This is a genomic window from Colwellia sp. BRX10-9, from assembly GCF_014077405.1.
Taxonomy (GTDB): Bacteria; Pseudomonadota; Gammaproteobacteria; order Enterobacterales; family Alteromonadaceae; genus Colwellia_A.
The window spans coordinates 61,416-85,780 of sequence record NZ_JACGVV010000004.1; the positions used below are offsets into that span (position 1 = coordinate 61,416).

The 24,365-nt window shown below is 37.3% G+C and carries 22 protein-coding genes and 3 tRNA genes; 12 read left to right on the plus strand and 13 right to left on the minus strand.

Features of this window, described 5'->3' with window-relative positions:
• Positions 1-14: 14 nt before the first annotated feature.
• The 3 genes from speB to H4J69_RS03680 all read right to left on the minus strand — a co-directional run bounded on the left by speB (position 15) and on the right by H4J69_RS03680 (position 4,685).
• Positions 15-941, minus strand: coding sequence for an agmatinase (gene speB / locus H4J69_RS03670; protein WP_182221093.1), 927 nt, complete (start codon positions 939-941; stop codon positions 15-17).
• Positions 942-953: 12 nt separating this feature from the next.
• On the minus strand, positions 954-2,864 hold the full coding sequence (gene speA / locus H4J69_RS03675) for a biosynthetic arginine decarboxylase (RefSeq protein WP_182213454.1): 1,911 nt from the start codon (positions 2,862-2,864) through the stop codon (positions 954-956).
• 294 nt (positions 2,865-3,158) lie between these two features.
• Positions 3,159-4,685 carry a carbon-nitrogen hydrolase family protein gene (locus tag H4J69_RS03680; RefSeq protein ID WP_182213456.1) on the minus strand — a complete coding sequence of 509 codons (1,527 nt, stop codon included), beginning with the start codon at positions 4,683-4,685 and terminating at the stop codon, positions 3,159-3,161.
• 329 nt (positions 4,686-5,014) lie between these two features.
• Here H4J69_RS03680 and H4J69_RS03685 point away from each other — a divergent pair, with 329 nt between their 5' ends.
• Positions 5,015-5,989, plus strand: a complete 975-nt coding sequence (locus H4J69_RS03685) for a transposase (RefSeq protein ID WP_182244520.1) — start codon at positions 5,015-5,017, stop codon at positions 5,987-5,989.
• Between the two features lie 535 nt (positions 5,990-6,524).
• On the opposite strand, the gene H4J69_RS03690 is transcribed toward H4J69_RS03685, so the two are convergent.
• From H4J69_RS03690 to mutY, 7 genes are all read right to left on the minus strand, one after another.
• On the minus strand, positions 6,525-6,866 hold the full coding sequence (locus tag H4J69_RS03690) for a YdbL family protein (protein ID WP_182244519.1): 342 nt from the start codon (positions 6,864-6,866) through the stop codon (positions 6,525-6,527).
• Between the two features lie 9 nt (positions 6,867-6,875).
• Entirely contained in the window at positions 6,876-7,058 is a 183-nt protein-coding gene (locus H4J69_RS03695; RefSeq protein ID WP_182213460.1) for a YnbE family lipoprotein, read from the minus strand.
• A 2-nt stretch (positions 7,059-7,060) separates the two neighbouring features.
• Positions 7,061-9,694 carry a YdbH domain-containing protein gene (locus H4J69_RS20315; protein ID WP_182244518.1) on the minus strand — a complete coding sequence of 878 codons (2,634 nt, stop codon included), beginning with the start codon at positions 9,692-9,694 and terminating at the stop codon, positions 7,061-7,063.
• 373 nt (positions 9,695-10,067) lie between these two features.
• Positions 10,068-10,143, minus strand: a tRNA-Thr gene (locus tag H4J69_RS03705).
• Between the two features lie 122 nt (positions 10,144-10,265).
• Positions 10,266-10,341: transfer RNA gene (locus tag H4J69_RS03710), tRNA-Phe, on the minus strand.
• A 188-nt stretch (positions 10,342-10,529) separates the two neighbouring features.
• The gene (locus H4J69_RS03715; protein ID WP_070374680.1) at positions 10,530-10,802 is read right to left on the minus strand and encodes an oxidative damage protection protein; all 273 of its coding nucleotides are present in this window, start codon (positions 10,800-10,802) and stop codon (positions 10,530-10,532) included.
• Between the two features lie 101 nt (positions 10,803-10,903).
• On the minus strand, positions 10,904-11,977 hold the full coding sequence (gene mutY / locus H4J69_RS03720; protein ID WP_182221089.1) for an A/G-specific adenine glycosylase: 1,074 nt from the start codon (positions 11,975-11,977) through the stop codon (positions 10,904-10,906).
• 141 nt (positions 11,978-12,118) lie between these two features.
• On the opposite strand from mutY, the gene H4J69_RS03725 reads away from it, so the two are divergent.
• Both H4J69_RS03725 and trmB read left to right on the plus strand, forming a co-directional pair.
• Positions 12,119-12,457, plus strand: a complete 339-nt coding sequence (locus tag H4J69_RS03725) for a 50S ribosome-binding protein YggL (protein ID WP_182176192.1) — start codon at positions 12,119-12,121, stop codon at positions 12,455-12,457.
• Positions 12,458-12,608: 151 nt separating this feature from the next.
• A complete protein-coding gene (gene trmB, locus H4J69_RS03730; protein ID WP_182213466.1) occupies positions 12,609-13,343 on the plus strand; it encodes a tRNA (guanosine(46)-N7)-methyltransferase TrmB in 735 nt (244 codons plus the stop codon).
• A 14-nt stretch (positions 13,344-13,357) separates the two neighbouring features.
• On the opposite strand, the gene H4J69_RS03735 is transcribed toward trmB, so the two are convergent.
• The 3 genes from H4J69_RS03735 to H4J69_RS03745 all read right to left on the minus strand — a co-directional run bounded on the left by H4J69_RS03735 (position 13,358) and on the right by H4J69_RS03745 (position 14,974).
• Positions 13,358-13,705: a hypothetical protein gene (locus H4J69_RS03735; protein WP_220465200.1), complete on the minus strand. Its 348-nt coding sequence runs from the start codon at positions 13,703-13,705 to the stop codon at positions 13,358-13,360.
• A gap of 200 nt (positions 13,706-13,905) precedes the next feature.
• A complete protein-coding gene (locus H4J69_RS03740) occupies positions 13,906-14,385 on the minus strand; it encodes a methylated-DNA--[protein]-cysteine S-methyltransferase (RefSeq protein WP_182244517.1) in 480 nt (159 codons plus the stop codon).
• 157 nt (positions 14,386-14,542) lie between these two features.
• The gene (locus H4J69_RS03745; protein ID WP_182244516.1) at positions 14,543-14,974 is read right to left on the minus strand and encodes a CBS domain-containing protein; all 432 of its coding nucleotides are present in this window, start codon (positions 14,972-14,974) and stop codon (positions 14,543-14,545) included.
• Between the two features lie 192 nt (positions 14,975-15,166).
• Here H4J69_RS03745 and H4J69_RS03750 point away from each other — a divergent pair, with 192 nt between their 5' ends.
• From H4J69_RS03750 to H4J69_RS03790, 9 genes are all read left to right on the plus strand, one after another.
• Complete coding sequence (locus H4J69_RS03750) at positions 15,167-17,410, plus strand: ABC transporter permease subunit (RefSeq protein WP_310733584.1); 2,244 nt, start codon at positions 15,167-15,169, stop codon at positions 17,408-17,410.
• A 16-nt stretch (positions 17,411-17,426) separates the two neighbouring features.
• The gene (pstA, locus tag H4J69_RS03755) at positions 17,427-19,064 is read left to right on the plus strand and encodes a phosphate ABC transporter permease PstA (RefSeq protein WP_182213470.1); all 1,638 of its coding nucleotides are present in this window, start codon (positions 17,427-17,429) and stop codon (positions 19,062-19,064) included.
• A gap of 120 nt (positions 19,065-19,184) precedes the next feature.
• On the plus strand, positions 19,185-20,006 hold the full coding sequence (gene pstB / locus H4J69_RS03760) for a phosphate ABC transporter ATP-binding protein PstB (RefSeq protein WP_182244605.1): 822 nt from the start codon (positions 19,185-19,187) through the stop codon (positions 20,004-20,006).
• Between the two features lie 49 nt (positions 20,007-20,055).
• Positions 20,056-20,757 (plus strand): phosphate signaling complex protein PhoU, encoded by a 702-nt coding sequence (phoU, locus tag H4J69_RS03765; RefSeq protein WP_182176185.1) that lies wholly within the window; start codon positions 20,056-20,058, stop codon positions 20,755-20,757.
• Positions 20,758-20,946: 189 nt separating this feature from the next.
• Positions 20,947-21,627, plus strand: a complete 681-nt coding sequence (locus H4J69_RS03770) for a TIGR00153 family protein (protein WP_182221086.1) — start codon at positions 20,947-20,949, stop codon at positions 21,625-21,627.
• A gap of 9 nt (positions 21,628-21,636) precedes the next feature.
• The gene (locus H4J69_RS03775) at positions 21,637-22,902 is read left to right on the plus strand and encodes an inorganic phosphate transporter (protein WP_182244603.1); all 1,266 of its coding nucleotides are present in this window, start codon (positions 21,637-21,639) and stop codon (positions 22,900-22,902) included.
• A gap of 185 nt (positions 22,903-23,087) precedes the next feature.
• Positions 23,088-23,163: transfer RNA gene (locus H4J69_RS03780), tRNA-Phe, on the plus strand.
• A 178-nt stretch (positions 23,164-23,341) separates the two neighbouring features.
• Positions 23,342-23,962: a cytochrome c oxidase subunit 3 family protein gene (locus H4J69_RS03785; protein WP_259367704.1), complete on the plus strand. Its 621-nt coding sequence runs from the start codon at positions 23,342-23,344 to the stop codon at positions 23,960-23,962.
• 9 nt (positions 23,963-23,971) lie between these two features.
• A complete protein-coding gene (locus H4J69_RS03790) occupies positions 23,972-24,226 on the plus strand; it encodes a cytochrome C oxidase subunit IV family protein (protein WP_182213473.1) in 255 nt (84 codons plus the stop codon).
• The last annotated feature ends 139 nt before the right edge of the window (positions 24,227-24,365 follow it).

The following is a 24,365-nucleotide window of genomic DNA, read 5'->3' on the forward strand; positions in this document are numbered from 1 at the left end:
ACTGACCTGCTTTGTTATACAAGCTTATGCTTAGCGGTCCAAATATGTGCCAACTCTAACGCTATTGTTGCAGCGGCTAATGCAGTAACTTCACTGTGATCATAAGAAGGAGCGACTTCCACTACGTCCATGCCAATCAGATTAATACCCACTAAACCTCTCAATATCTTCAACACTTTATCTGTGGTTAAACCACCACATACTGGCGTACCTGTACCAGGAGCAAAGGCGGGATCTAAACAATCAATATCAAAGGTTAAGTAAGTTGGTGTATCGCCAACTCTAGCTTTAATTAATGCGGTGATCTCACTGACACTCATATCATTAGCTTGCATGGCATTAATGACAGAAAAACCATGGTCTTGCTCTTTGTAATTGGTGCGAATACCGACCTGAATAGATTTATCTTTATCTATGAGATTTTCTTTAGGCGCATGATAAAACATAGTGCCATGGTCATAACAGCTACCATTGCAATAAGTATCAGTATGCGCATCGAAATGTATCAGTGCCATAGTGCCAAATTTTTTCGCATAAGCACGCAGTATCGGCAACGTAACAAAATGATCGCCGCCTAGCGATAAAATGGTTTTGTCTGCATCAAGTAACTGACCTACAGCCGTTTCAACTTGCGTACAAAAATGTGCAGAGTCTCCAGGAGAAAAAACCAAGTCGCCAGCATCAATAATTTTACAGTGTTTTAATAAGCTAAAAGGCCAAGGAAATCGCTTACCTTCCCAAGCCAAATTAATTGAAGCTTGCCTAATCGCAGTGGGGCCCATTCGAGCGCCTGAGCGCCCGGTGGTAGCCATGTCATAGGGTAAGCCTAAAACAACAATATCAGCAGCCGACTCAATGGGATTTTGCACTAAAGGCTGACGTAAGAACGTCATTGCATTTGAGTAAATTGACTCATCAACTTGATTGAAAATATTTTTCATTGTGCTTAATCTCTACAAATCTTCAAGGTAGGTGTAGCCTTGTAAGCCATCAACTAACTCTTTAAAAATTTCTTCACCTTCGCTTTTTGATAATCTAGCATCGATAAGCTCGGCATAGGTTTTTTTAAATAATTCGGCATCTAAATGTACATAATTCAGCATATCTTCTACCGTATCGCCTTCATTAATTTCAGTGATTTCTGCTTCACCGTCGTCATTGATGAATACTACCGCACTGTGAGTATCACCGAATAAATTATGCATATCACCCAAAATTTCTTGATAAGCACCCACTAAGAAAAAGCCAAGTAAATAAGGCTCATCTTCTGTCCATGCTGGCACCGGTAATGTGCTTTCAATACCCTGTCCGTCAACATAATGGTCAATAGTGCCATCGGAATCACAAGTGATATCTAATAATACCGCTCGTTTTTCATGTGATTTTTCTAAGTTACTTAAAGGTAAAACAGGAAAAACCTGATCAATTCCCCATGCATCGGGTAATGATTGAAATAAAGAAAAATTAACAAAAAATTTATCAGCAAGTTTCTCTGTTAAATCATCCATTATTGGGCGATGAAAACGATTTTTACCATCCATTAATTGATTTAATTCATAACAAACACGTAAATTAATTTGTTCAGCCCAAGCGCGTTGGGTTAAATTTAATAATCCCATCGAAAACTGGTTGTGTACTTCAGCTAAATCACTTTGGGTGTCATGATAAATTTCAATTAAGGCGCGATCATCATTACGATCATTTAGTTGCGCTAACGAACGCCACATATTACTTAATAAAATAGATTCATCAGGCGTAGGCGCTATGATATTTTCAGGTTCGTAAGACTCAGTGCCAATAACATTAGAAATAAGTACCGCATGATGTGCGGTTAATGCTCTGCCTGATTCCGAAATAATCATTGGCATAGGTTGATGATAACTTTTACAAATATCACCAATAGTATGGACGATGTTATTAGCGTACTCAGCAACACTGTAGTTCATTGAGTTATGGGATTGGCTTCGTGTACCATCATAGTCAATGGCCAAACCGCCACCAACATCCATGCATAAAATACCTGCGCCTAGGTTGCGCAGCTCGCAATAAAAACGCGCCGCCTCACTAACACCTAATCTTACATCTCTTATATTGGCTATTTGTGAGCCTAAGTGAAAATGGACAAGTTTTAAGGCGTCAAGCATGTTTTCTGCTTTAAGGACTTTTACAACGTTAAGTACTTGCGAAGCTGACAAACCAAACTTTGACTTTTCACCACCACTGGCTTGCCATTTCCCTTTGCCTTGAGAGGCTAAACGAACACGGATCCCTAAGCGAGGTTCAACATTGAGTTTCTTTGCTTCGGTTAAAATCATTTCTAATTCAGACATTTTTTCTAAAACGATATGAACTTTATGACCTAACTTTTCGCCAATTAACGCTAAACGCACATATTCTCGGTCTTTATAGCCGTTACAAACAATAACCGATGAAACTTTTTGAGCCATAGCTAAAACAGCTAATAATTCTGCTTTACTGCCTGCTTCGAGGCCAAGTTGAGTGGACTCTTTATTATTTTGGCTCGCCAAAATTTCATCAACAACTTCACGCTGTTGATTGACTTTAATAGGATAAACTAATAAATATTTTTCCTGGTAATCATAGTCTTCTATCGCCTTATTAAAAGCTTCACATAGACTGTGAATGCGATGATGAATTATTTGCGGGAAACGCACTAATGCAGGCAGTGTTAAGCCTTTATCTTCAATCATTTTAGCGATATTGATTAAATCTACTGTGTGATCCTGACGCTCAAATTTTGGCGCGACATATACATTTCCAGCATCATTAATACCGAAATAGCCCTGACTCCAGTGACGTACGTTATAGTGTGCGCGAGCGTGAGCAAGATTATCTTTGTTCATTGATTTTCCTTTACTTATTCTACTTAATAATAGAATGGCAATTCTTCATGGGTAATTAGGGCGAATTAGAATTTAACAGCCGCTTAATGTCCAACAAAAAAAATAATGATAGGTAACAATTATTATTGATGAGTGCTGGTGATAATTCAACTTGAGACCTGAATTAGTGCACTAATTGATAGGGGGAATTTAATTTGCGGGGCTAGTGCACTGATTTTGATATTCAATATTAGTGCGTTGACCCCGCAGATTATTAGCAGGTAAATATATTTAATTACTTATAAAAATGACCAACTAATCTTTTTTATGTTGGGTAATACTGTATAAATCATGGCGTCTATCACGCATGGTATGTACAGCGCCATGACTATGTAACTGTTTCAATAAATCTAGATTTACGTCTACAATAACAGTCATTTCTGAGTTAGGTGTTGCCTCTGCTTTGATGCCCGTTGTTGGAAAAGCAAAATCAGACGGCGTAAATACCGCAGATTGGGCATATTGAATATCCATATTATTTACTTTTGGCAAATTACCTACCGCACCAGCTATAGCAACATAACATTCATTTTCAATCGCTCTTGCCATTGCACAGTGACGCACACGTGTGTAGCCATTCTGGGTGTCTGTTAAGAACGGCACAAACAAGATATTCATCCCTTGGTCGGCAAGTATTCTAGAGTACTCTGGAAATTCAACATCATAACAAATCATGATACCAATTTTGCCACAGTCAGTATCAAACACCTTGAGGTTTTTACCACCCACCATAGACCAACTACGCACTTCTGCTGGCGTTAAATGAATTTTATCATAACGTTCCCATGAACCATCACGACGACACAAAAAGCCTGAGTTATAAAGATTGCCATCAACAAAAAACGGCATGCTACCGGTAATAATATTAATATTGTAACTTATCGCAAACTCGATAAATTTATCACGAATTTGTTCGGTATATTCCGATAGTCTGCGAATACTCTCTGTTAAACGTAAATGGTTAAATTCTGCCATCAAAGGTGCATTGAACAATTCAGGAAACAGCACAAAATCACTTTTATAATCGGATACGGCATCGACATAAAATTCCATTTGTTCAAATAAATCATCAATACTTTTCATTGAACGCATTTGCCATTGCACTAAACCTAAACGAACCTCTGAGCGCGGCGCATTGATAAGTTTTACCGATTTAGTATAAAAGATATTTGGCCATTCAAGTAACGTGGCATACTCCATTGATTCCCTATCGCCCGATAAGTAACCGGTTAGTAACTTGCGGACATAAAAATCATTGGCGAGTTGAAAGCTTAATACCGGATCATATAATTCTTTGATTTTTACTTTTTCAATATACTGTTTAGCGCTCATTTTATCTGAATGTTGCGCATAGTTTGGCATACGACCACCAGCTACAATAGCGCGTAAATTCAAGTTTTCACAAAGCTCCTTGCGAGCATCGTACAAGCGTCTAGCTAATCGTAAGCCGCGATAATCAGGGTGAATAAAGACCTCTATTCCATATAAAGAGTCGCCTTTAGGATCATGATTATCAAAGGTCATATTGCTAGTGATTTCAGAATAAGTATGTTCATCACCAAAATCAGCATATTCAATTATTAATGAGAAGGCACAACCGACAACAATGCCATCAACAACTACACAGATTTGCCCATCTGGAAATTTAGTTAATAAGGCTTTAACCGTGGGTTCATTCCACGTTGCTAATTCTTTATTAAGGTAAACTGATTCACTCGCCTTGCGAAGCTCTGTCATATCTTGCAATGTTAAATGACGGACGGTAACGCTATTTGCTTCCATTTAAATTCCTAATTAATTTTGGTATTAATCATACTTTTCTCTCATCGTAGAGTGCAAAAAGACGATTATTGTGATTTGTATACCAAAAAATCAACTTATACAAGCATATTAAAAAAAATCAGAACAAAGATACAAACCAAAATACCTAAGCAGACACTCACTTAAAATTGAGACCTAAGCAATACCTAAGCAGACACTCACTCAAAATTGAGACCTAAGTTAATAGATCTAAGCAGACACTCACTTAAGATTGAAATCCACTTAAAATTGAACAATAACAGTCTTTGCACTAAGCTAAAATAAGGTAGCTATGTTATTTAGGATGAATGATGGCAACGCCAAGGAAACAACAAATTAGTTTAGAAAACACCCTTTATTATCATTGTGTAGCTCGTTGTGTTCGACGAGCTTTCTTATGTGGTGAAGATAAATATTCAGGCCAAAGCTATGAACACCGTCGAGGCTGGATAGAAGACAAACTTCATTTTCTTACGCAAGTATTCGCTATCGATGTCTGTGCTTATGCTGTAATGAGTAACCATTATCATGTAGTAGTATTTATTGATGAAGCAAAAGCTAAGCAATGGAGCATGATAGAAGTTCTTGAACGTTGGCATACTTTATACAAAGGCACTTTACTGACCAAGCAATATTGTCAGGGGGAAGCCTTAGCAAAGCCATTACTTGATATAGTTAAGTCAACCGCTAAGGTTTATCGAAAACGTCTGATGAAAATTAGTTGGTTTATGGGTTATATTAATGAGGGTATTGCTAGGGCCGCTAATCAAGAAGATAACTGCACAGGTAGATTTTGGGAAGGTAGATTTAAATCACAAGCGCTATTAGACGAAGCTGCTCTTGCATCTTGTATGGCATATGTTGACTTAAATCCTATTCGAGCTAATGCCGCAGAAACACCAGAAAATTCAGAACATACGAGTGTCAAACTTCGATGTGAACAGGCAGCAAAAAGCAAACAGCCCAGCACGCTATTACCCTTTATTGGCAATCCAACAAAGGGTATGCCAAAAGGTTTACCTTTTGAACTCAAAGATTATCTTAAATTAATTGAGTTAACAGGTCGATGCATTAGAGAAGGTACATGTGGTTTCATAGAAAAAAGCCAACCTGCAATACTTAATCGATTAAATATATCCGCTGAAAATTGGTTGGTAATCACCACTGAATTTAATACCCAGTTCCATGGTGCCATTGGTCATGAAGTTGCACTGAGTGACTACTGTGAGCATCAACAGTTAAAGCGACGACAAAACTTGAGTCATTGCAACCAACTATTTTCTTAAATAGTTAATCCATAAAATATTTTCAGATTGCTAATCAGGTTTTTCCTGTGGAAGAAAATTGTCGAAATATCGATGATTTAAGGAAGATACAGTTGAAAAACTGTTTTAGTACACTTTCATATGACTAAAAATCGATATGACTGACGACAGAAGATCAGTTATTAAAATATCTATTTTTTTTGAATTAGGGTGGGTGTCTATGTTGTTTTTTTTCATATGACTAATAATCGATATGACTGATGACTGAATATCAGTTATTAAAATATTTATGTTTTTTTGAATTAAAGTGAGTGTCCATGTTGTTTATTTTTGAATTAAAGTGAGTGTCTATGTTGTTTTTTTTACTTTTTATATCGGAACGAAACCTTAACATTGTTGTTAAGGTTTCGTTGCTTTCTATAGAAGGCTATTCTTAAATGCCATCAGTAGCAGCACTTTTTTTGATAGCTACGGCCCCAAAAACCTATAAAATCAAAACTTAGAGCTGTTCGCTATCTGCTCTCGTGCTACTTGCTTTAGGTGCAGTTATCACTCTTTATTTTTTAACCCATTGCCCCGCGCTATTTTGGATAAAGTGGCCTGGTTGAGTTTTATCATAAGCTTTTTTACCTGCTAAAGCGGTGACTTGTTGCATGGTGATTTTATTGGTGCGCGCTAAATTTATATAAATACTTTTGCGCTTTTCGTTAACACTGGTGACTAGGCTCTTCGCGTCTGGGCTATCAATAATAAGACCTAAGTAACCATTAGACATTTCACCAACTAAACCTTGTTGTTTTGCATCGTCGAGTGAAATAGCCCAAGCGGAAAAGGCTATAGTAGAGACCAATAGAGCACAGCTTATTTTTTTTATGAATTTCTTTGTTAAATTTTTCATGGCGTTCCCCTAAAATATGTCGCTTTCAGCACTAAATATGTCGTCTAGTTGTTTATCTACCTTCACCTTTATTTCATGATCAATTTTCAAATTTAAATTAATGGTGATCGGTTCTTTTGCACTAACTTCTATCTTATGTGTACAAGCACTGATAATGAAAACAGTGAATAGCACGATTAGTATTTTACTCATACTTACTCCTTCTTTTTTTGTAAACCTTTGATAAGGCTTTCTTCAAAACGTTGTGTTATTGATAATGATTCAAGTAAGCCAAGCAAGTCGTAACTCAAATTCAAATTTAAATTAACATCGTTATCAATATCTGGATTTCGACCTTTTATTACCGTATTTAACTGCATGTAACCGTCGTCTGCCATAGTAACTGCGGAGGAAAGCTGATGATAATGCAAGTTTTGCAGTGCATCAAACGCCAGTTTTAGTTGACTGTTGTTTGCTTTAAGCTCTTCTACGGCTGGGTTATCAATGACCTGTATCAGTCCGTTGCTAATATTGTGCAGTTCACCTTTTTCAATAATATATTTATCACCATCAAAAGTAACGGGAAGTTGACCTGATATATTACCCGTTACAACAATACCTTGTTTTTCATCTAATGCTAATACTTGCTCTAAGTCTATACTATTAAGCTGAACATTAACTGAATGCCCATGTTCGACCGGCCATTGTATATTTGGAATAAAGAAGCTGCCCCCTAAAACATTCGCCTTAAGTTTGTTGGCTGAAAGCTGAAAGATTTTATCGAATGTCCAGTTGGTGTTAATTGATAGCTTTGAAATAGGAGTCACAGTTTCAATTAATTCAACGGTTAAGTTTTCTTTAGCATTGGGCTGAGTTGTTATTTTTCCTGCGAGTAATGAAAAATGTTGTTGCCAATTGAGCTCTTGCAACCAAATGCCATTGATTTCACCACTGAGTGAGGTAATTGCCACCGAAACGTTAAAGGGGGTGTTTTCAATATTGTTTAAAGCGTTTATTTGACCAAAAATATTGTAATCTAATAGGCCATCAATCAATTCAACTTCAGTCGGCAATTGGATATTTAACGATAATAAGTCAGTGAGTTGTAATTTTTTGGCAGAGATAACTAGATTAGGTGACTTGACTGGGCCAGTCAAAACAATGTTGCCTAGCTTCACTCCGTCAGCACTGGCTTGAGCATTAAGCTGAATATCGTCAAAGCTGCCGTTGAGTTCACTAAAAATATTAAACGAAGTTATCTTTAGTTTTTTAGGAATATTCAGCTGTGAAACGTGATTATCGACTTTTAGTTTAATGTTTAGATTGTTGTCCTCTAACAGCGCTACGCTACCCGTTAATTTTGTTGTTAATTTTTTTAGGCTTAACAGTGCTTGAGGTTTTTGTGCAGTTGACGTTTTTGTGGTGATTTTATTGTGCGTTTGATTATTATTTTTGTCCTCAGTCATCTGTTTAAGCACCACAATATTATTTAAGGTGATTGAAGAGTCTGCTGTTAAATTAATCGTCGTTGTTTGCTCGGTTTTATTTAGTGAGCCAATTAAGTGTAAAGCAACAGGCGCAGGAGTGTATTTCGCTATGTTAACCAGCTTCAGCTGACTATCAATAACAAAACGCTCTACTGCTAATGCAAAAGGTATTTGTGGGGTAGGTAAGTCAAAAGTAATATTATCAAATTTTACTTGGTGAGGTCGTGCACCGCTAAAGGCGCTTATTTCAAGATGACTAAGGTAGCCCTTACTATCGTTCAGTGTTAATCGTGCATCGCCTTGCGGTTTTATGGTTACGTGCGTTAACGGATTCTCTTCAAGTATTGACATCATTGTTGGCGATAGCCCGGCTTGGGTTAACTTCGCTAACAACTGTGGCTGACTATATTCCACTGATATTTCATTTTTTCCAACAAAGGTTAATGCGACGGTTATCTTGTCTTTAGCGGAAACTTCATTAGTCGTTTCTTCGGCGATTAAATCAAATTGACTATCGAAGTTCAGCGCACCTAATAGTTTAAACGGGCCGCTATTGCCTATGCCGTTTTCAGAAATTATCGAGATATTGCTTATTTGATTTTTCAAGCTAATAGCGCTCGCTCGATATTTTATCTGTGTGTTGAAATCACCTGATATTTCGCTAGCCGTTAAGTTGTTTGTTAATGCTGCGGTAATAGGTAATCGATGGGCGCTTAAAAAGCTTTTTAGTAAACTTAATTTACTTGAGATCGCAATGGAAAAACCTTCTTTCTCTTGGGTTAGCTTAGCCTCGATAAACACTACGCTTTCGGATGTTGTTAGTGTAAAAGACAAGTTGTTGGCTAGTGTTGATAAATTAGCAATATATTTTGTCTCAGTTTTATTGCTAACCGTAAACGGTGAATAGAAAAGTTTAGTGACATTTATTTTTTTCGGTAAATTAAACTGCTTAATTTGTTGTGCATAAGTTTGTAAACTTGTTGAAAGCAATTGGCTTAAGTTTTGATTTTCTTGCTCCTTACTTAAGGGAGCATCATCTTTCTTGGAGAATAAATGATCTGTACCTTTAATCTCTGCCAACCTTATATCAATATCCGTTATATTAAGGCTAGGGGATAGTTGCCATTGTATTGTCATACCGACAATTTGAATGTTAGCCTTTGGGGCCTGTAAACATACCTTGTTGACTCTAATGGCCATATTACTGGTAAGGCTTACATTTAGGCAAGTCAACGCTATTTTTTCTGAATTGAATTGTGTTTTTACAAGGTAATTGATAACTGAAATTCTAGCACTGTAAGTGATAGTGAAAATAATCAGTAAGGTGATAACAGCAATTAAGATAAATTTAAGAAATCGCACTTAGGCTCCCTTGCCATAGCTACTTTTTAACTCAAGTAGAAAATATGTTAATTGCTATTAATCGCTGATGACCGTGAGTCGACCGTCTATTTATGGTCACAACTGTTAACAGGGTAGCCTAATTTTACACAATCGAACATAGCTAGTGATTGATGAATTACAGGAAAAAATAAGATTACAGGTACTTTTTACCATATCAGTAGGTGGTTTTGCTTTTCTTGAGAAGGAATGGAAGAAAGGTTGCTGACTGCCGGAGTCGAATTGCTGCATGTTAAGAGTGACTGAGTTTATCAGTAGGTGGTTTTACTTTTCTTAAGACGAAAAAAAACCTTAACATTGCTGTTAAGGTTTCGTTCCTTCCTTTCGGAATGGATGGTGCCGACTGCCGGAGTCGAACTGGCGACCTACTGATTACAAGTCAGTTGCTCTACCAACTGAGCTAAGTCGGCACACAAAGATGTGTGCGATAAATTTATTCTATTGAACTATTTATCTTGGCACCGAACAAATGTTTCTACACTATTTCTATATTAAAAAAGTAAGCAACAAATATTCAAATAGGTTGAATAGATGGTGCCTCGACCCGGAATCGAACCAGGGACACGAGGATTTTCAATCCTCTGCTCTACCGACTGAGCTATCGAGGCAGTGTCTAATCTGCTGTCTTTTCGGCTTTGCCTTGAAGACGGGGCGTATTAAACTGTTTTTCGATTTGTTCGTCAACCCTTTTTTTTAAATAAATGTTTGTTTGCTTGTTTTTTCTGCTTATTGGCGGAATAGTCAGCGTAAAATCACCATTTAATCAAAATTATCAATAAAAAAAGTTGTTGAACCCTTACTTTTTCGGTGGAACGTAACCTTCAATTTCAGGTTCTTTTCCTTCAAAAAGATAAGCAACCATAGCCGTTTCTAAAAAAGCACGGTCATTTGGCTCCATCATGTTCATTTTTTTCTCATTAATAAGCATGGTTTGTTTTTGTTGCCAGTTTTTAAATGCTTCTTGACTGATATTATCAAAAATACGTTTACCGACTTCTCCAGGATAAAGTTGAAATCCTAGTCCTTCAGCGTCTTTTTTTAAATTTTGGCAAAATATAATACGGCTCATAAGTTAATTCTCTTGTTCTAGGTTGTAAGTTGGTCTGTGCATTTATACTTTTACCACTTTAATATTCATCTGTATCTTAAAGTGGTATCGATATATAAATATCATGGCTTTAATAAGCTGATCAATTTTTGAGTTGATGCTGCTAAGCCAACCGATGCAGTTGTGGCTAAATTGTACCACTGTTGTTGGTTGTTTTCGTTGATTTCTTTTGCTGGTAATTGTTCACAATCAATCACTACTGGCGATATATCTAAATGAAAGTGACTAAAGGTATGGCGAAATTTTACTAAGGGTACAACGGACGTTTGTTTCAAGTGGAGCTTCGCTAATAATGCGGCAATCTCTTCTTCGTGCTGGACCTCTAAAAAACACCATAAACCTCCCCATATGCCACTTGGAGGACGTTTCTCTAATAATACTTGCTGGTTAATACGAGGTATCACCATAATAGTTTGTTTTTCTGGAATGGTTTTCTTTGGTTTTTTTTGTGGGTAACTACTTTGTTCATTCAGTGAAAAAGCTAAACAAGTGTCACTTAACGGGCACAGCTCACATTTAGGTTTACTGCGAGTACAAATAAGTGCGCCTAGATCCATCATCGCTTGATTAAACTGCGCAACACCTTCTTTGGGCGTTAATACCTCAGCAATCGGCCATAACGATTTTTCATACTTACTCTGACCATTATGGCCTTCAACCATATAACAACGAGCTAATACCCGTTTTACATTACCATCTAAAATAGCGTGATGCTTATTCAATGCCAAACTTAAAATTGCACCAGCCGTTGAACGACCAATACCCGGTAGAGCAATAACTTGTTCAATGTCCTCAGGAAAAGTACCTTGGTATTGCTGAGTAATTATTTTTGCTGTTTTATGTAAATTACGAGCTCGAGCGTAATAACCTAATCCTGTCCAGTGATGTAAAACGTTATCTTCATCGGCATTAGCTAAATCGGTAATTGTTGGGAAACTGTCCATAAAACGATGATAGTACGGGATAACCGTTGCTACCTGTGTTTGTTGCAGCATTATTTCAGAGATCCATACACGGTATGGGGTTTTATTGTGCTGCCAAGGTAAGTGCTTTCTGCCTTGGGCTTGATACCAGTCGAGTGTTTGCGTGGCAAAAAACTGTGCTGATTTCGGTGATATTTGAGTTTTATTTGTCATAGCGACTTAGTTTACCTAATAAACGGGCACGAATAAATGTGCATTTTTTATTGCAAAAATTTATAATGCCATTATGCTCTCGTCCATATTAATCTCGAGATTATCACTCGAAATATACTTGCTAAGATTTAAGGAATTAAAATGAAATTAAATGCTAAAAACCGTAACCGCCGTTTACGTAAAAAATTACGTGTTGATGAATACCAAGAATTAGGTTTTGACGTCGCTTTTAAATTAGCTGACGGTACGGACAATGATACGGTTGATACTTTTTTGAATAACTTTTTTAATGAAGTTATTCAACCTAATGGTTTAGGTTTTGGCGGTGAAGGCGATGTTTTATGGCATGGTATCGTTTGTACTCAAAATATCGGTAAGTGTACCGATGAACATCGTACCGCTGTAGAATCTTGGTTGAATGAAAATGGCGCTACAGCAGTAGCTGTTAGTGATCTTTACGATGTTTGGTGGGCTGAATAACTTTATTCATCATAAATGAACTTTACCCGGCATTGTCAGCATTTTTCAGTGCCATTACTTATGTACAATAAGTGCAGACTCTGAAAATTTTGGCTGCTTTGTTTAAAGCGCATTTATTTAGAATAAAACTTGGATTATATTGAAGAAATATATGGTAGATAAAACTGAAAACACCCACAAAAGCATTGAAGAAGCTGAAAAAGAAGGCAAATATATTCGCAAAGTACGTAGTTTTGTTAAGCGCGAAGGGCGATTAACAAAAGGACAAGCGAATGCATTGGAGCAATTTTGGCCAACAATGGGCTTAAACCATCTTGATGGAATGATTGATTTTGCTCACTTATTTAATAACAGCAATCCTATTATCTTAGAAATTGGTTTTGGCATGGGTAAATCTTTAGTCGAAATGGCAAAAAATGCCCCAGAACTAAATTTTGTTGGTGTTGAAGTGCATCGTCCGGGTGTTGGCGCTTGTATTTCATTAGCAGATGAAGAAGGCGTTCATAATTTAAAGGTTTTTGAACACGATGCGATAGAAGTGCTTGCTGACTGTATTCCTAATAGTTCATTAACGACCGTGCAATTGTTTTTTCCTGATCCTTGGCATAAAAAGAAGCATCATAAACGTCGAATTGTTTCGTTAGAATTTGTCGAAACTATTCGTCAAAAGCTAAAGGTGGGTGGTGTTTTTCATATGGCTACTGACTGGGAAAATTACGCAGAATGCATGATTGAAGATATGAACTCAGCGCCGGGCTATAAAAACTTAGCCACCGATGGTGACTTTGTGCCACGTCCTGATTCTCGGCCATTAACGAAATTTGAAAACCGTGGTCATAACTTAGGTCATGGCGTTTGGGATATTCAATTTAAACGCCAAGATTAATCTAGAATGAACAATTAATTTAAGTACTCTTGTTCAACGTGAAAAAGATGCTGGCTATTACGTAAGTTGCCGGTGTCTTTTAACCACTGCGTACTAATGATTTCTCGTTGCAAGGCGGCTTGCAAAATACGCACTTTATACTGCGACCAATAATAAATCGTTGCTTGTTGATGAATTTCGTTATTTGGAAAAATATCACTTCTGCTTTCTTCTAATTCGGCTAAAATATCAGCGATGACTTTTGGCTTTAACTCTTTTTCTATCTGTAGCTTAAATTTAGTGAAACGTTTTGCTTTAACTAATAACCATGCCATCCACAATATGACGGCAACAGCAAAAACAAATAAAATATCTATACTCATAACTGATTTATTCTATAAAAATATTGTGGGCATCTTATCAGTCAAATTGAATTTGGCTAAAGCTTATTTTTATTTTATAACTTGGGTATTTACAAAAATTAAACCGCTAGCCCTCTTAACTCTATGTTAGGTTAATTAAACGCTATATTGTTGCTTTTTATCGATGAGTTACTTTGCTTTTTTGTTAAGTAAAATAGCAATTAAACGCTGAACTGTGCTTGTTCATGCATCAGTAACTTTGCTTTTAAAGCTAAACCACCAGCATAACCTGTTAATTTTCCATTGGCGCCTATAACACGATGGCAAGGGATAATTAAAGCGATCGGGTTTTTTCCGTTTGCTGCGCCAACCGCTCGTACGGCCTTTTCATTATTAATTTTTTTTGCTATCCATAAATAACTTTTGGTCTCACCTTGTTTGACAGTCAGCAATGCTTGCCATACTTTTTGCTGAAACGGTGTACCTTGTGGTGCAAGTGCCAAGTCGAAGACAGTACGATGACCAGAAAAATATTCTGCAAGCTGTTGAACCACTCGGGTAAAATGAGTAGGGCTCTCTGTGTAACTTTCATCAATAATCAGCGGTAAAGCGCCATCTTGAAAAGCAAGCGCCGTTAGCCCTTGGTCATTAGCGGTTAATGCGATATCGCCATAAGGAGAAGGGGTGATAGTAAAGTACATATTTATTCCTTTGTTAAAGCATAACCCATCAAATATCGTGAAGATAAATAACTATTTTAAAGATAATTAACGTTAATGCACAGCACTAAAATTGCTTCTTCAGTTAAAGCGCTAAACTGAAATAAAGCATAAGCCGTTTTATCAGCACCGTCAGTCGTTATTTATTAGCGGCTAACTTGTTACGGTATTGTCGTGCAATAACTTTTAAAATATCACGCCAACTGATAATGCCAATAGGTTGCATTTCATCATTTACAATCGGCAGACATGAAAGGTGATTGTCATGAAACATTAATACTGCGTCATTTAAACTGACTTCTGCCTTGGCTGTTGTCAGGTCTCTGTTCATGATGAGGTGTAGCTTCTTTTGTAACATTGAATGGTCACGGGGCGTTTCGTTTTTAGTGCCAATTGTTGGACTTAAATGCTTGTATATATCTCTATCGGTGACCACCCCGACAAGTTGTTTATCACAAAGTATCAAAATATGGTGAATGCTGTGTTGGTCAAATATTGCTTTTGCTTTACTTAAATCATCGTCAAGTTCTAAGGTAATTAAGTCTGTCGACATAATTTTACTTAAGCTCATCATTCTCTCCTAATATTTGATTTTTGTTTGCTCGTCACGATAAACAAAACTTTGTTAATTAACAATAATCTTTTAGTCAAAACTACCTCTTTAGTGATTTATATAAAACTAATTGTTGGCTGTCACAAAAGTGTCATACAACTGTCTTATAATTCATATCGTACTAAAGTCTCCATAATTGAAGGTGTTTAAGTGGCAATTGCATTAAAATCGACTGGCCCACGTCAGTTGAAAAATACATTAGCACAATGGTTAATAACAGTAGGCGGTATAAGTGTTTTGTTTACACTGGTGCTGATCTTTTTATATTTACTCTATGTGATAAAACCTATTTTTGAGTCGGCAACAATAGAGCCTGTTGGTCAATTTGAAATCAGTACCACGGCACCCACGTTATCTGCGGGTGTTGATGAACTAAAAGAAATCGCTTTTCAAATTACTCAGCAAGGTGATATTAACTTTTATCAGCTCGTCAAAAGTGCTGCTAATGAAAAAGGTACGTTAGTACTCAGTGAAAACTTATTGAGTGATGATAAAACCTTAATTAATGTTGTTAATTCTGGTGTAGAAAAGAAACTACTCATTGATAGTGACGGCAACATGCAGCTTATTGCCGCTAAATTCTTTTCTAATTTTGATTCGGGTACACGAGAAATTATTCCTAGTGTTGCCTATCCGTTAGGAGAAGAGTCGATAGCCGTTGACGAGAGTGGCGAAGTTCTTACTGAACTTTCATTTGGTATGAATGATGAAAAAGCGGTTTTTGTTGCGTTTACACAAGACCAGCGTTTAATTAAGACTAGCTTAATTGCTGAAGATGACTTTACTTACGACAGCGCTTACGAAACTATTTATCAAGAAATTGATTTTCCTGCTGATCATGTTAACGAAATCTTAGTGACTCCTGATATGGGCTTAGCTTTTGTTCGTAGTGATGATCAAGTCTTTGTTTTTGATCTTACCGATGAAGATGACGTTGAACTTAAAGCCACAATTATTCCCTCTTTAGAACAAACCAGAAGCAAACCCCATCATGTTACAGCAATGGCATTACTTTCTGGTAGTAGCTCAATCTTATTAGGTAGCAGTGCGGGTAAAGTTACACAATGGTTTGAAGTGGCTACTGACGATGGTCGTCAATTTAAAAATGTTCGTAGCTTTAACGTTAGTGATACAGAAGCTGTTACTCAAATTCATACCGAACAATTTCGTAAAAGTTTCTATACTTTAACGACCTCAGGAAATATGGGGGTTTTCTACACCACCAGTGAAGCTGATTTATGGCGTGGTCAACTAACAACTACCGAACCTAGCGTATTTGCAATTTCTCCTCGTGCTGATGGTTTAGTCGTGATTGACGAAAATCAGCTAAAAATATTCAGCGTTGAAAATGAACATCCCGAAGTGACTTGGAGCGCTTTGTGGGAAGAAGTTTGGTATGAAGGTTACCCAGAGCCCGAGTATATTTGGCAGTCAACTTCCGGTTCAGATGATTTCGAAGGTAAATTTTCTTTAGTACCCATTTCATTTGGTACCATGAAAGCGGCCATGTACGCGATGTTATTTGCTGTGCCTATTGCGTTAAGTGCTGCTATTTACACCGCTTACTTTATGACCCCTGGTATGCGCCGAAAAGTTAAGCCAACAATTGAGTTAATGGAAGCATTGCCAACAGTTATCTTAGGGTTCTTGGCGGGTTTATGGTTAGCGCCAATAATCGAAAATTATTTGCCAGCAATCGCAATGCTATTAATTATGTTACCGCTTTCAGTCTTTGTAACTGCATTTGCTTGGCATAAACTGCCTAAAGATATGAAAAATACTATTCCTGAAACATGGGCGCCGATCATACTTGTTCCTGTCTTGTTAATTGCCGGTGGTAGTGCATTTTTGTTATCTCCTTTCTTTGAAACCTTGTTTTTTGGTGGCGATGTTCGTCAGTATATTACTAACGACCTCGGTATTGACTTTGACCAACGTAATTCATTAGTGGTTGGTTTAGCGATGGGATTTGCCGTTATACCGACCATTTTTTCTATGGCAGAAGATGCAATATTTAGTGTACCTAAACATTTAACCAGTGGTTCACTCGCTTTGGGGGCTACACAATGGCAAACGCTTGCGAAAGTTGTTTTGTTAACCGCTAGTCCAGGTATTTTTTCTGCAGTGATGATGGGCTTAGGCCGTGCAGTAGGCGAAACCATGATAGTGCTGATGGCGACGGGTAATACCCCAATTTTAGATTGGAGTATCTTCCAAGGTATGCGTACCTTAGCAGCAAATATTGCTGTAGAAATGCCAGAATCCGAGGTAGGGAGTTCGCATTATCGAATTCTATTTTTAGCTGCTTTTGTTTTATTTGTTTTCACCTTTATTTTTAACACGTTTGCTGAGCTGATACGTCAGCGCTTACGTGAAAAATACAGCTCGTTATAGTTAAGGAACTGAGTTTATGAATAGTTGGTTTAAATCTGGTTCTCCGTGGGTGTGGTTGTCTGCTGGCGGAGTAAGTATCAGTTTAATTTCAGTTCTAGGTTTATTGTGGTTAATTGCTTCACGTGGTTTATCTTACTTTTGGCCTGCAGACATTTATCAATTTGAGACGGTTAATGAAAAAGGCCAAGCAGTTACCGTTATTGGTGAGATATACGATCGTGAAAGCCTGCCAAGCAAGCAGTTATCGCATTTAAATTTAGGTTTAGATCCTACTAAAGAAACCATTGAGCGAATTTTAGTGAAAACGGGTAACCGTGAATTAGTTAATCTAGATTTTCGCTGGTTGTTAATGCCGCTTATTAACAAAACCACCATGCCTGAAGATGTTGTGGTGATTGAACGTCGTACCAATGGTAATTTTTATGGCTTCATTGAAGGGATTATCTTAGATGGTCAGCCTGAAGGCCTAGACAAAATGGCTGAGTTGCTGGAACGTGTTGATAATTTTCAAGACGAAATGGACGAATTACAAAAAGTTGATATCGGTGCCATCAATTATCAAATAGAACGCTTACGGCTTAAAAAGCGTAAACATAAACTTGATGAGACCTTAACCGTTGAGCGCGAACAAGAAATTGATGCAGAAGTTGCTCGTTATAACGCTGATTACCAAGTACTAGAAAAACAGTTAATGGCTATCCGTGACAAAGTATCTCGTGATCAACTTGTGGTACGCGCTATGGGCGGTGAGGTTATTGAGATAAATTTTGAAGAAATACTCAAAGTTACTTATAACAATAAACTGTCTGTTTTTGGCCGAGCTGCGGTATTTATTCAGCAAATAGGCAGTTTCTTAATTGATGACCCACGAGAAGCAAATACCGAAGGGGGCGTTTTTCCTGCAATATTTGGTACTGTTTTAATGGTTTTACTGATGACAGTCATTGTTTCTCCTATGGGCGTTATAGCGGCTATTTACTTACATGAATATGCGGGTAAAAATGCCCTGACTAAACTACTTCGTATCGCTGTTATTAACTTAGCAGGTGTACCGTCAATCGTTTATGGGGTGTTCGGCTTAGGTTTCTTTGTTTACATGGTGGGTGGTAGTTTAGATCAACTGTTTTATGCCGAGACACTGCCTAGTCCAACTTTTGGTACGCCAGGTGTTATGTGGTCTGCGATTACTCTCGCGATACTAACATTACCGGTTGTTATTGTTTCAACCGAAGAAGGCCTATCACGCATTCCTTCAGCTATGCGTCACGGCTCTTTAGCGCTAGGTGCAACCAAAGCAGAAACGTTATGGCGTATTATTCTACCGATTGCTAGTCCAGCAATTATGACGGGTATCATTTTAGCGATTGCTCGTGCGGCCGGTGAAGTTGCACCACTGATGCTAGTTGGTGTTGTAAAAATGGCGCCAAATTTACCGCTCGATGGTAACTTCCCATATTTACATTTAGACCGTAAGTTTATGCATTTAGGTTTTCATATTTATGATGTAGGCTTCCAAAGCCCTAATGTTGAAGCGGCAAGACCATTAGTTTTTGCAACCGCATTTTTATTGGTGACAATTATTGTCTCACTGAATATGACAGCAGTTACCATACGTAACCGTTTAAGAGAAAAATATCGCATGTTAGAGCATTAATTTTATTGAAGAATACCATTCTTATTTTAGTTAAATATACTGACATAAGAATGGCTCAAAATATAAAGTAAAAAAGTTTTAACAGTCACGAACAAAATTTAAGCATTGAAAGAGAAAACTATGATTTCAGTCAGCCCAAGAACATTAGATCCAAAAGTTAAACTTGATCTTAACAACTTATCGCCGGAACAAGTGGCGTTAGAAATTAAAAATTTAAACCTATACTATGGTGACAAACAAGCACTACAAAATATCAGCATGTCTATTCCTAAAGGACAAGTTACCGCGTTTATTGGTCCTAGTGGTTGTGGTAAATCTACGTTGTTACGTTGTATTAACCGTATGAACGACTTGGTTGATATATGTAAGATTGAAGGTGAAATTAATCTTCATGGCGAAAATATTTATAGAAAACATGTTGATGTTGCAGCGCTGCGTCGTCAAGTAGGTATGGTTTTTCAACGACCTAATCCATTCCCTAAAAGCATTTATGAAAATGTTGTCTATGGTTTACGTATTATGGGCGAAAATAATCGCCGTGTATTGGATGAAGCCGCAGAAGTTGCGCTGCGAAGTGCGGCATTATGGAATGAAGTAAAAGACCGTTTGCACGATAGTGCACTGGGACTTTCTGGTGGCCAACAGCAACGTTTAGTGATTGCTCGCGCCATTGCGATTAAGCCAGAAGTTTTATTGCTTGATGAACCTACTTCGGCACTTGACCCTATTTCAACATTGACGATTGAAGAATTGATTAATGACTTAAAAAAGCAGTTCACTGTGGTCATTGTTACCCATAATATGCAACAAGCCGCACGTGTTTCAGATCAAACGGCATTTATGTACATGGGTGACTTAATTGAATACAGCGATACTAATACGCTGTTTACCACGCCGGCAAAAAAGAAAACTGAAGATTATATTACTGGCCGTTACGGTTAATAGAGACGATTAATATTCTACTTTTAATATAGAATAACAAGGAAAAACAATGGATAACATCAATCTTGGTCGTCATATATCAGGCCAATTTAACGAAGATTTAGAAAATGTCATCAACCATGTCATGCATATGGGTGGTCTGGTTGAAAAACAATTAAGCGATTCACTCACGGCTGTTTATGATGCGGATGAAGTCTTGGCAAAAAATGTCTTAGCGAACGATTATAAAATTAATGCCTTAGAAGTCAGTATTGACGATGAATGTACACGCATCATAGCTAAGCGTCAGCCAGCTGCTGGCGATTTACGTTTAATTATGGCTATTGTAAAAACAATTGCTGATTTAGAGCGTATCGGCGACGAAGCACAGAAAATTGCTCGGGTAGCACTCGAAAACTTCTCTGGAGAGCAAAAAGCGCTATTACTTAATTTAGATAATTTAGGTCGTAAGGTTTTAGAATTTTTACAAGCAACTCTTGATGCTTTTACACGTATGGATGTCGACTCAGCTGTTTTAACTCATGGCAATGACGAGAAGATTGATCGTGAATACGAGGCGCTAATGCGTCAATTAATGACTTACATGATGGAAGATCCGCGTTCTATCCCACAAATAATGAGTGTTATCTGGTCAGCTCGTGCTTTAGAACGTATTGGTGACCGTTGTCAAAATATTTGCGAATACATTATCTATTTTGTCAAAGGAAAAGATGTTCGCCACACAACAGCTGAAGATATTAAATCTTTGTAAATTTTGAAAAAGCCGCTACGTTTAAATAACTTTCTATATACCTGTTATGTTTCGACAAATCATAGCTATATCTAGTTAAAAGCACAGGAATTGTCAGGTGATCGTGATAAAACGCTTGAAGATCGTGTTAAATGGGTTAATATCCGCGACGAATAATAACAAAGAGCAATTTGGCTCTGGGAATAAATTATGGCTAGAAATTCAATACTAGGTGTCTTTGCAAAATCACCTATTAAACCATTAGAAAAACACATTCGATTGGTCACTAAGTGTTGTAATCAACTAACTCCTTTCTTTGCTGCTTGTGCTGAACAAGATTGGTCAAAAGCAGGGAAACTTCGCAGTAAAATCTCAAAATATGAACGCGACGCAGACAAATTAAAACGCGAAATACGCCTTGAACTTCCAGGTGGCTTATTTATGCCTGTAGATCGTGCTGATTTGTTAGAGTTACTTTCACAACAAGATAAAATTGCTAATAAAGCAAAAGATATTGCCGGACGTATTTTAGGACGCAAACTGGTTATACCAGAAACACTACAAGATTCTTTTGTGGCGTATGTTGCTCGAAATATTGAAGCCGCAGAAAAAGCAGCTGACGCGATTAATGAATTAGACGACTTATTAGAAACAGGTTTTCGTGGTCGAGAAGTAGCATTGGTTGAGAAGATGATTAACCAATTAGATGAAATAGAAGATGATACAGACGGCATGCAAATTAAATTGCGTAGCGACTTATTGGCGATTGAGAATGACTTAAATCCTATTGATGTAATGTTTTTATATCAAATTATTGAATGGATAGGTGATTTAGCCGATTTAGCCGAACGTGTTGGTGCTCGTTTAGAAATTTTACTGGCTAGAAAATAAGGCTTATTCATGGATATATTATTAACACATGGCCCTATGTTGGTCATTATTGCCGGCGTTGTTGGTTTCTTTATGGCGTGGGGCATTGGTGCAAACGATGTGGCTAACGCAATGGGTACATCAGTTGGCTCTAAAGCGCTAACGATTAAACAAGCGATTCTCATCGCGATGGTTTTTGAATTTGCTGGTGCTTATTTAGCGGGTGGTGAAGTTACTTCAACTATTCGTAAGGGTATTATTGACGCTTCTTACTTTGTAGATAGTCCGGAATTACTTGTTTTTGGTATGATTTCAGCATTATTTGCTGCTGCTACTTGGTTACTTATTGCTTCTATTTTAGGTTGGCCAGTATCTACAACACACTCAATTGTTGGCGCCATTGTTGGTTTTGCTGCCGTTGGTGTTAGTGTTGATGCTGTTGAATGGGGTAAGGTTATCGGTATCGTAGGTAGCTGGATAATTACGCCACTTATCTCAGGTATTATTGCGTTTATTATTTTTAACAGTGCACAAAAATTAATTTTTGATACGGATAACCCATTAACTCAAGCTAAACGTTGGGTACCTTTTTACATGTTTTTAGCGGGCTTCGTACTTGCTTTAGTCACTATCAAGAAAGGTTTGAAGCATTTAGGCTTAAACATCGGCTCTGTTGAAGGTTATGTATATGCGATTATTGCCGCAGTTATTGTCGCTGTTATAGGTAAAATATTCATAAACCGTTTAGAATTTGATGAAAGTGCTGCGAAGAAAACACATTATGCCAACGTAGAAAAAGTATTTGCGGTATTAATGATCGTTACTGCCTGTGCAATGGCATTTGCTCATGGTTCAAACGATGTTGCTAATGCGATTGGTCCACTAGCTGCGGTAGTAAGTATTGTTGGTAATGACGGTCAAATTGCAGCTAAGTCAGCTATCGCATGGTGGATTTTACCACTAGGTGGTTTTGGTATTGTTGCTGGTCTTGCATTATTTGGTCACAGAGTTATTGCAACCATAGGTAATGGCATTACACATTTAACGCCAAGCCGTGGTTTTGCAGCTGAATTAGCAGCAGCATGTACAGTTGTTATCGCCTCAGGTACAGGTTTACCTATCTCAACCACACAAACGTTAGTAGGCGCTGTGTTAGGTGTAGGTATGGCTCGTGGTATTGCTGCAATTAACTTAACGGTTGTGCGTAATATTGTTGTTTCTTGGGTTGTTACCTTACCGGTTGGTGCAGGTTTATCTATCATTTTCTTCTGGGGAATGGTGGCAATTTTCACCTAGGCACACTTAGAAAATTTACTTTTAAAAAACCAACATTGATGTTGGTTTTTTTTATTTAAACTCCTGAATTTGTAAACTTTCAGTGGTAACCACTATATAATTAAAAAGTGATTAGGTAATGCTTGCCTGAACCACTATTACCCTATATTATAACGCCTCTTTGATGTTCTTTAGAATTTCAAACTGCCTTGATAGCTCAGTCGGTAGAGCAGAGGATTGAAAATCCTCGTGTCCCTGGTTCGATTCCGGGTCAAGGCACCATATTTCTCTTTATTGAGACGAAAAAGCCCACAAGCAATTGTGGGCTTTTTTTTGTTTAAACAGAAAAATTTATTTTCAATTAAATGAGTATCACTTCACTAAATTCCCGTTTTATATCAAACTTTCTTAATAGACATTATGTTATAAATATTGCCCTTGATATCTCTAGAACTTAATGATGATGAGTACAAAACAAGCGGATGAATCATTAGGCATTTTTTTTGCTTCATGGAGTGAAAAAAGAGCAGGGCGAATACCTGGTAATATCCCTATTTGGGTGGGAATATTATCTGAGTTAACTGAGTTTGGTATTTTTTTTGTCGCCTATTTTATCGCTAAATTATATTATCCTGAAATATTTTCTCGTGGCCCACAAAGCTTAAATACAACTATTGGTGTATTGAACACTATTGTTTTGTTGTCTAGCAGTTACTTTATGGCTAAGGCCATGGCTAGTGTCCGAATTAATAATTTAGTGAAATGCGAACGGTTTTTATGGCTTGCTCTACTTTGTGGCTGTAGTTATTTATGCTTAAAAACCTGGGAATTTCATTGGAATGACTTACAAGGATATAGCACTAACACCAATGAATTTTTCACTGTCTATTACTACATGACGTTTAATCATTTTTTACATGTTGGCTGGGCCTCATGTGCCATATTATGGGTGATCTTCAGGCTAAGAAAAGGGGCATATTCAGCAAAAAGCCACACAGGTTTAGAGGCACTAGCTGTGTATTGGCATATGATTGACTTAATGTGGATCCTGATTTTTCCATTATTATATGTATTAAGGTAGCGTTGAAATATGAAAGGTATTGGAAAATTAGAATACTACTTAGTGGTATTAATTTTAATTACTTTGTTGAACACTTTTTTAGGTGAAAACTTTCAGTCAACGACAGTTGTTAGTGTTTTAGTTGCAATAACAATAATGTGCAAAGGTATTGTCGTTATTGATCACTTCATGGAACTTAAGGGGGCACATAGGTATTTGAGACTAATGATGAAAACTTACTTTGTAATATTCCCTTCGTTAATCATATTAACTGTTTTTTACTGAGCTAAGCGTCTTATTGACGTTTACTTAGTTATCGGTTTAATCATCCAAATTGAAAACTAATACCACTCACCGTTTTATTCAGGTTATTCATCGCAATAAATTTTTTGAAAGTAAACTTTTGTAAAGTCATTACAGCTTT

Excerpts from the sequence above, each read along its gene's own strand:
- H4J69_RS03740 (WP_182244517.1), bottom strand. The coding sequence starts at position 14,385 with ATGTACTTTACTATCACCCCTTCTCCTTATGGCGATATCGCATTAACC.
- H4J69_RS03695 (WP_182213460.1), bottom strand. The coding sequence starts at position 7,058 with ATGAGTAAAATACTAATCGTGCTATTCACTGTTTTCATTATCAGTGCT.
- pstB (WP_182244605.1), top strand. The coding sequence starts at position 19,185 with ATGATTTCAGTCAGCCCAAGAACATTAGATCCAAAAGTTAAACTTGAT.
- H4J69_RS03715 (WP_070374680.1), bottom strand. The coding sequence starts at position 10,802 with ATGAGCCGTATTATATTTTGCCAAAATTTAAAAAAAGACGCTGAAGGA.
- H4J69_RS03785 (WP_259367704.1), top strand. The coding sequence starts at position 23,342 with ATGATGAGTACAAAACAAGCGGATGAATCATTAGGCATTTTTTTTGCT.
- H4J69_RS03685 (WP_182244520.1), top strand. The coding sequence starts at position 5,015 with ATGGCAACGCCAAGGAAACAACAAATTAGTTTAGAAAACACCCTTTAT.
- H4J69_RS03690 (WP_182244519.1), bottom strand. The coding sequence starts at position 6,866 with ATGAAAAATTTAACAAAGAAATTCATAAAAAAAATAAGCTGTGCTCTA.
- speA (WP_182213454.1), bottom strand. The coding sequence starts at position 2,864 with ATGAACAAAGATAATCTTGCTCACGCTCGCGCACACTATAACGTACGT.
- H4J69_RS03775 (WP_182244603.1), top strand. The coding sequence starts at position 21,637 with ATGGATATATTATTAACACATGGCCCTATGTTGGTCATTATTGCCGGC.
- H4J69_RS03680 (WP_182213456.1), bottom strand. The coding sequence starts at position 4,685 with ATGGAAGCAAATAGCGTTACCGTCCGTCATTTAACATTGCAAGATATG.
- H4J69_RS03790 (WP_182213473.1), top strand. The coding sequence starts at position 23,972 with ATGAAAGGTATTGGAAAATTAGAATACTACTTAGTGGTATTAATTTTA.
- H4J69_RS03770 (WP_182221086.1), top strand. The coding sequence starts at position 20,947 with ATGGCTAGAAATTCAATACTAGGTGTCTTTGCAAAATCACCTATTAAA.
- mutY (WP_182221089.1), bottom strand. The coding sequence starts at position 11,977 with ATGACAAATAAAACTCAAATATCACCGAAATCAGCACAGTTTTTTGCC.
- speB (WP_182221093.1), bottom strand. The coding sequence starts at position 941 with ATGAAAAATATTTTCAATCAAGTTGATGAGTCAATTTACTCAAATGCA.
- phoU (WP_182176185.1), top strand. The coding sequence starts at position 20,056 with ATGGATAACATCAATCTTGGTCGTCATATATCAGGCCAATTTAACGAA.
- H4J69_RS03745 (WP_182244516.1), bottom strand. The coding sequence starts at position 14,974 with ATGAGCTTAAGTAAAATTATGTCGACAGACTTAATTACCTTAGAACTT.
- pstA (WP_182213470.1), top strand. The coding sequence starts at position 17,427 with ATGAATAGTTGGTTTAAATCTGGTTCTCCGTGGGTGTGGTTGTCTGCT.
- H4J69_RS03725 (WP_182176192.1), top strand. The coding sequence starts at position 12,119 with ATGAAATTAAATGCTAAAAACCGTAACCGCCGTTTACGTAAAAAATTA.
- H4J69_RS03735 (WP_220465200.1), bottom strand. The coding sequence starts at position 13,705 with ATGAGTATAGATATTTTATTTGTTTTTGCTGTTGCCGTCATATTGTGG.
- trmB (WP_182213466.1), top strand. The coding sequence starts at position 12,609 with ATGGTAGATAAAACTGAAAACACCCACAAAAGCATTGAAGAAGCTGAA.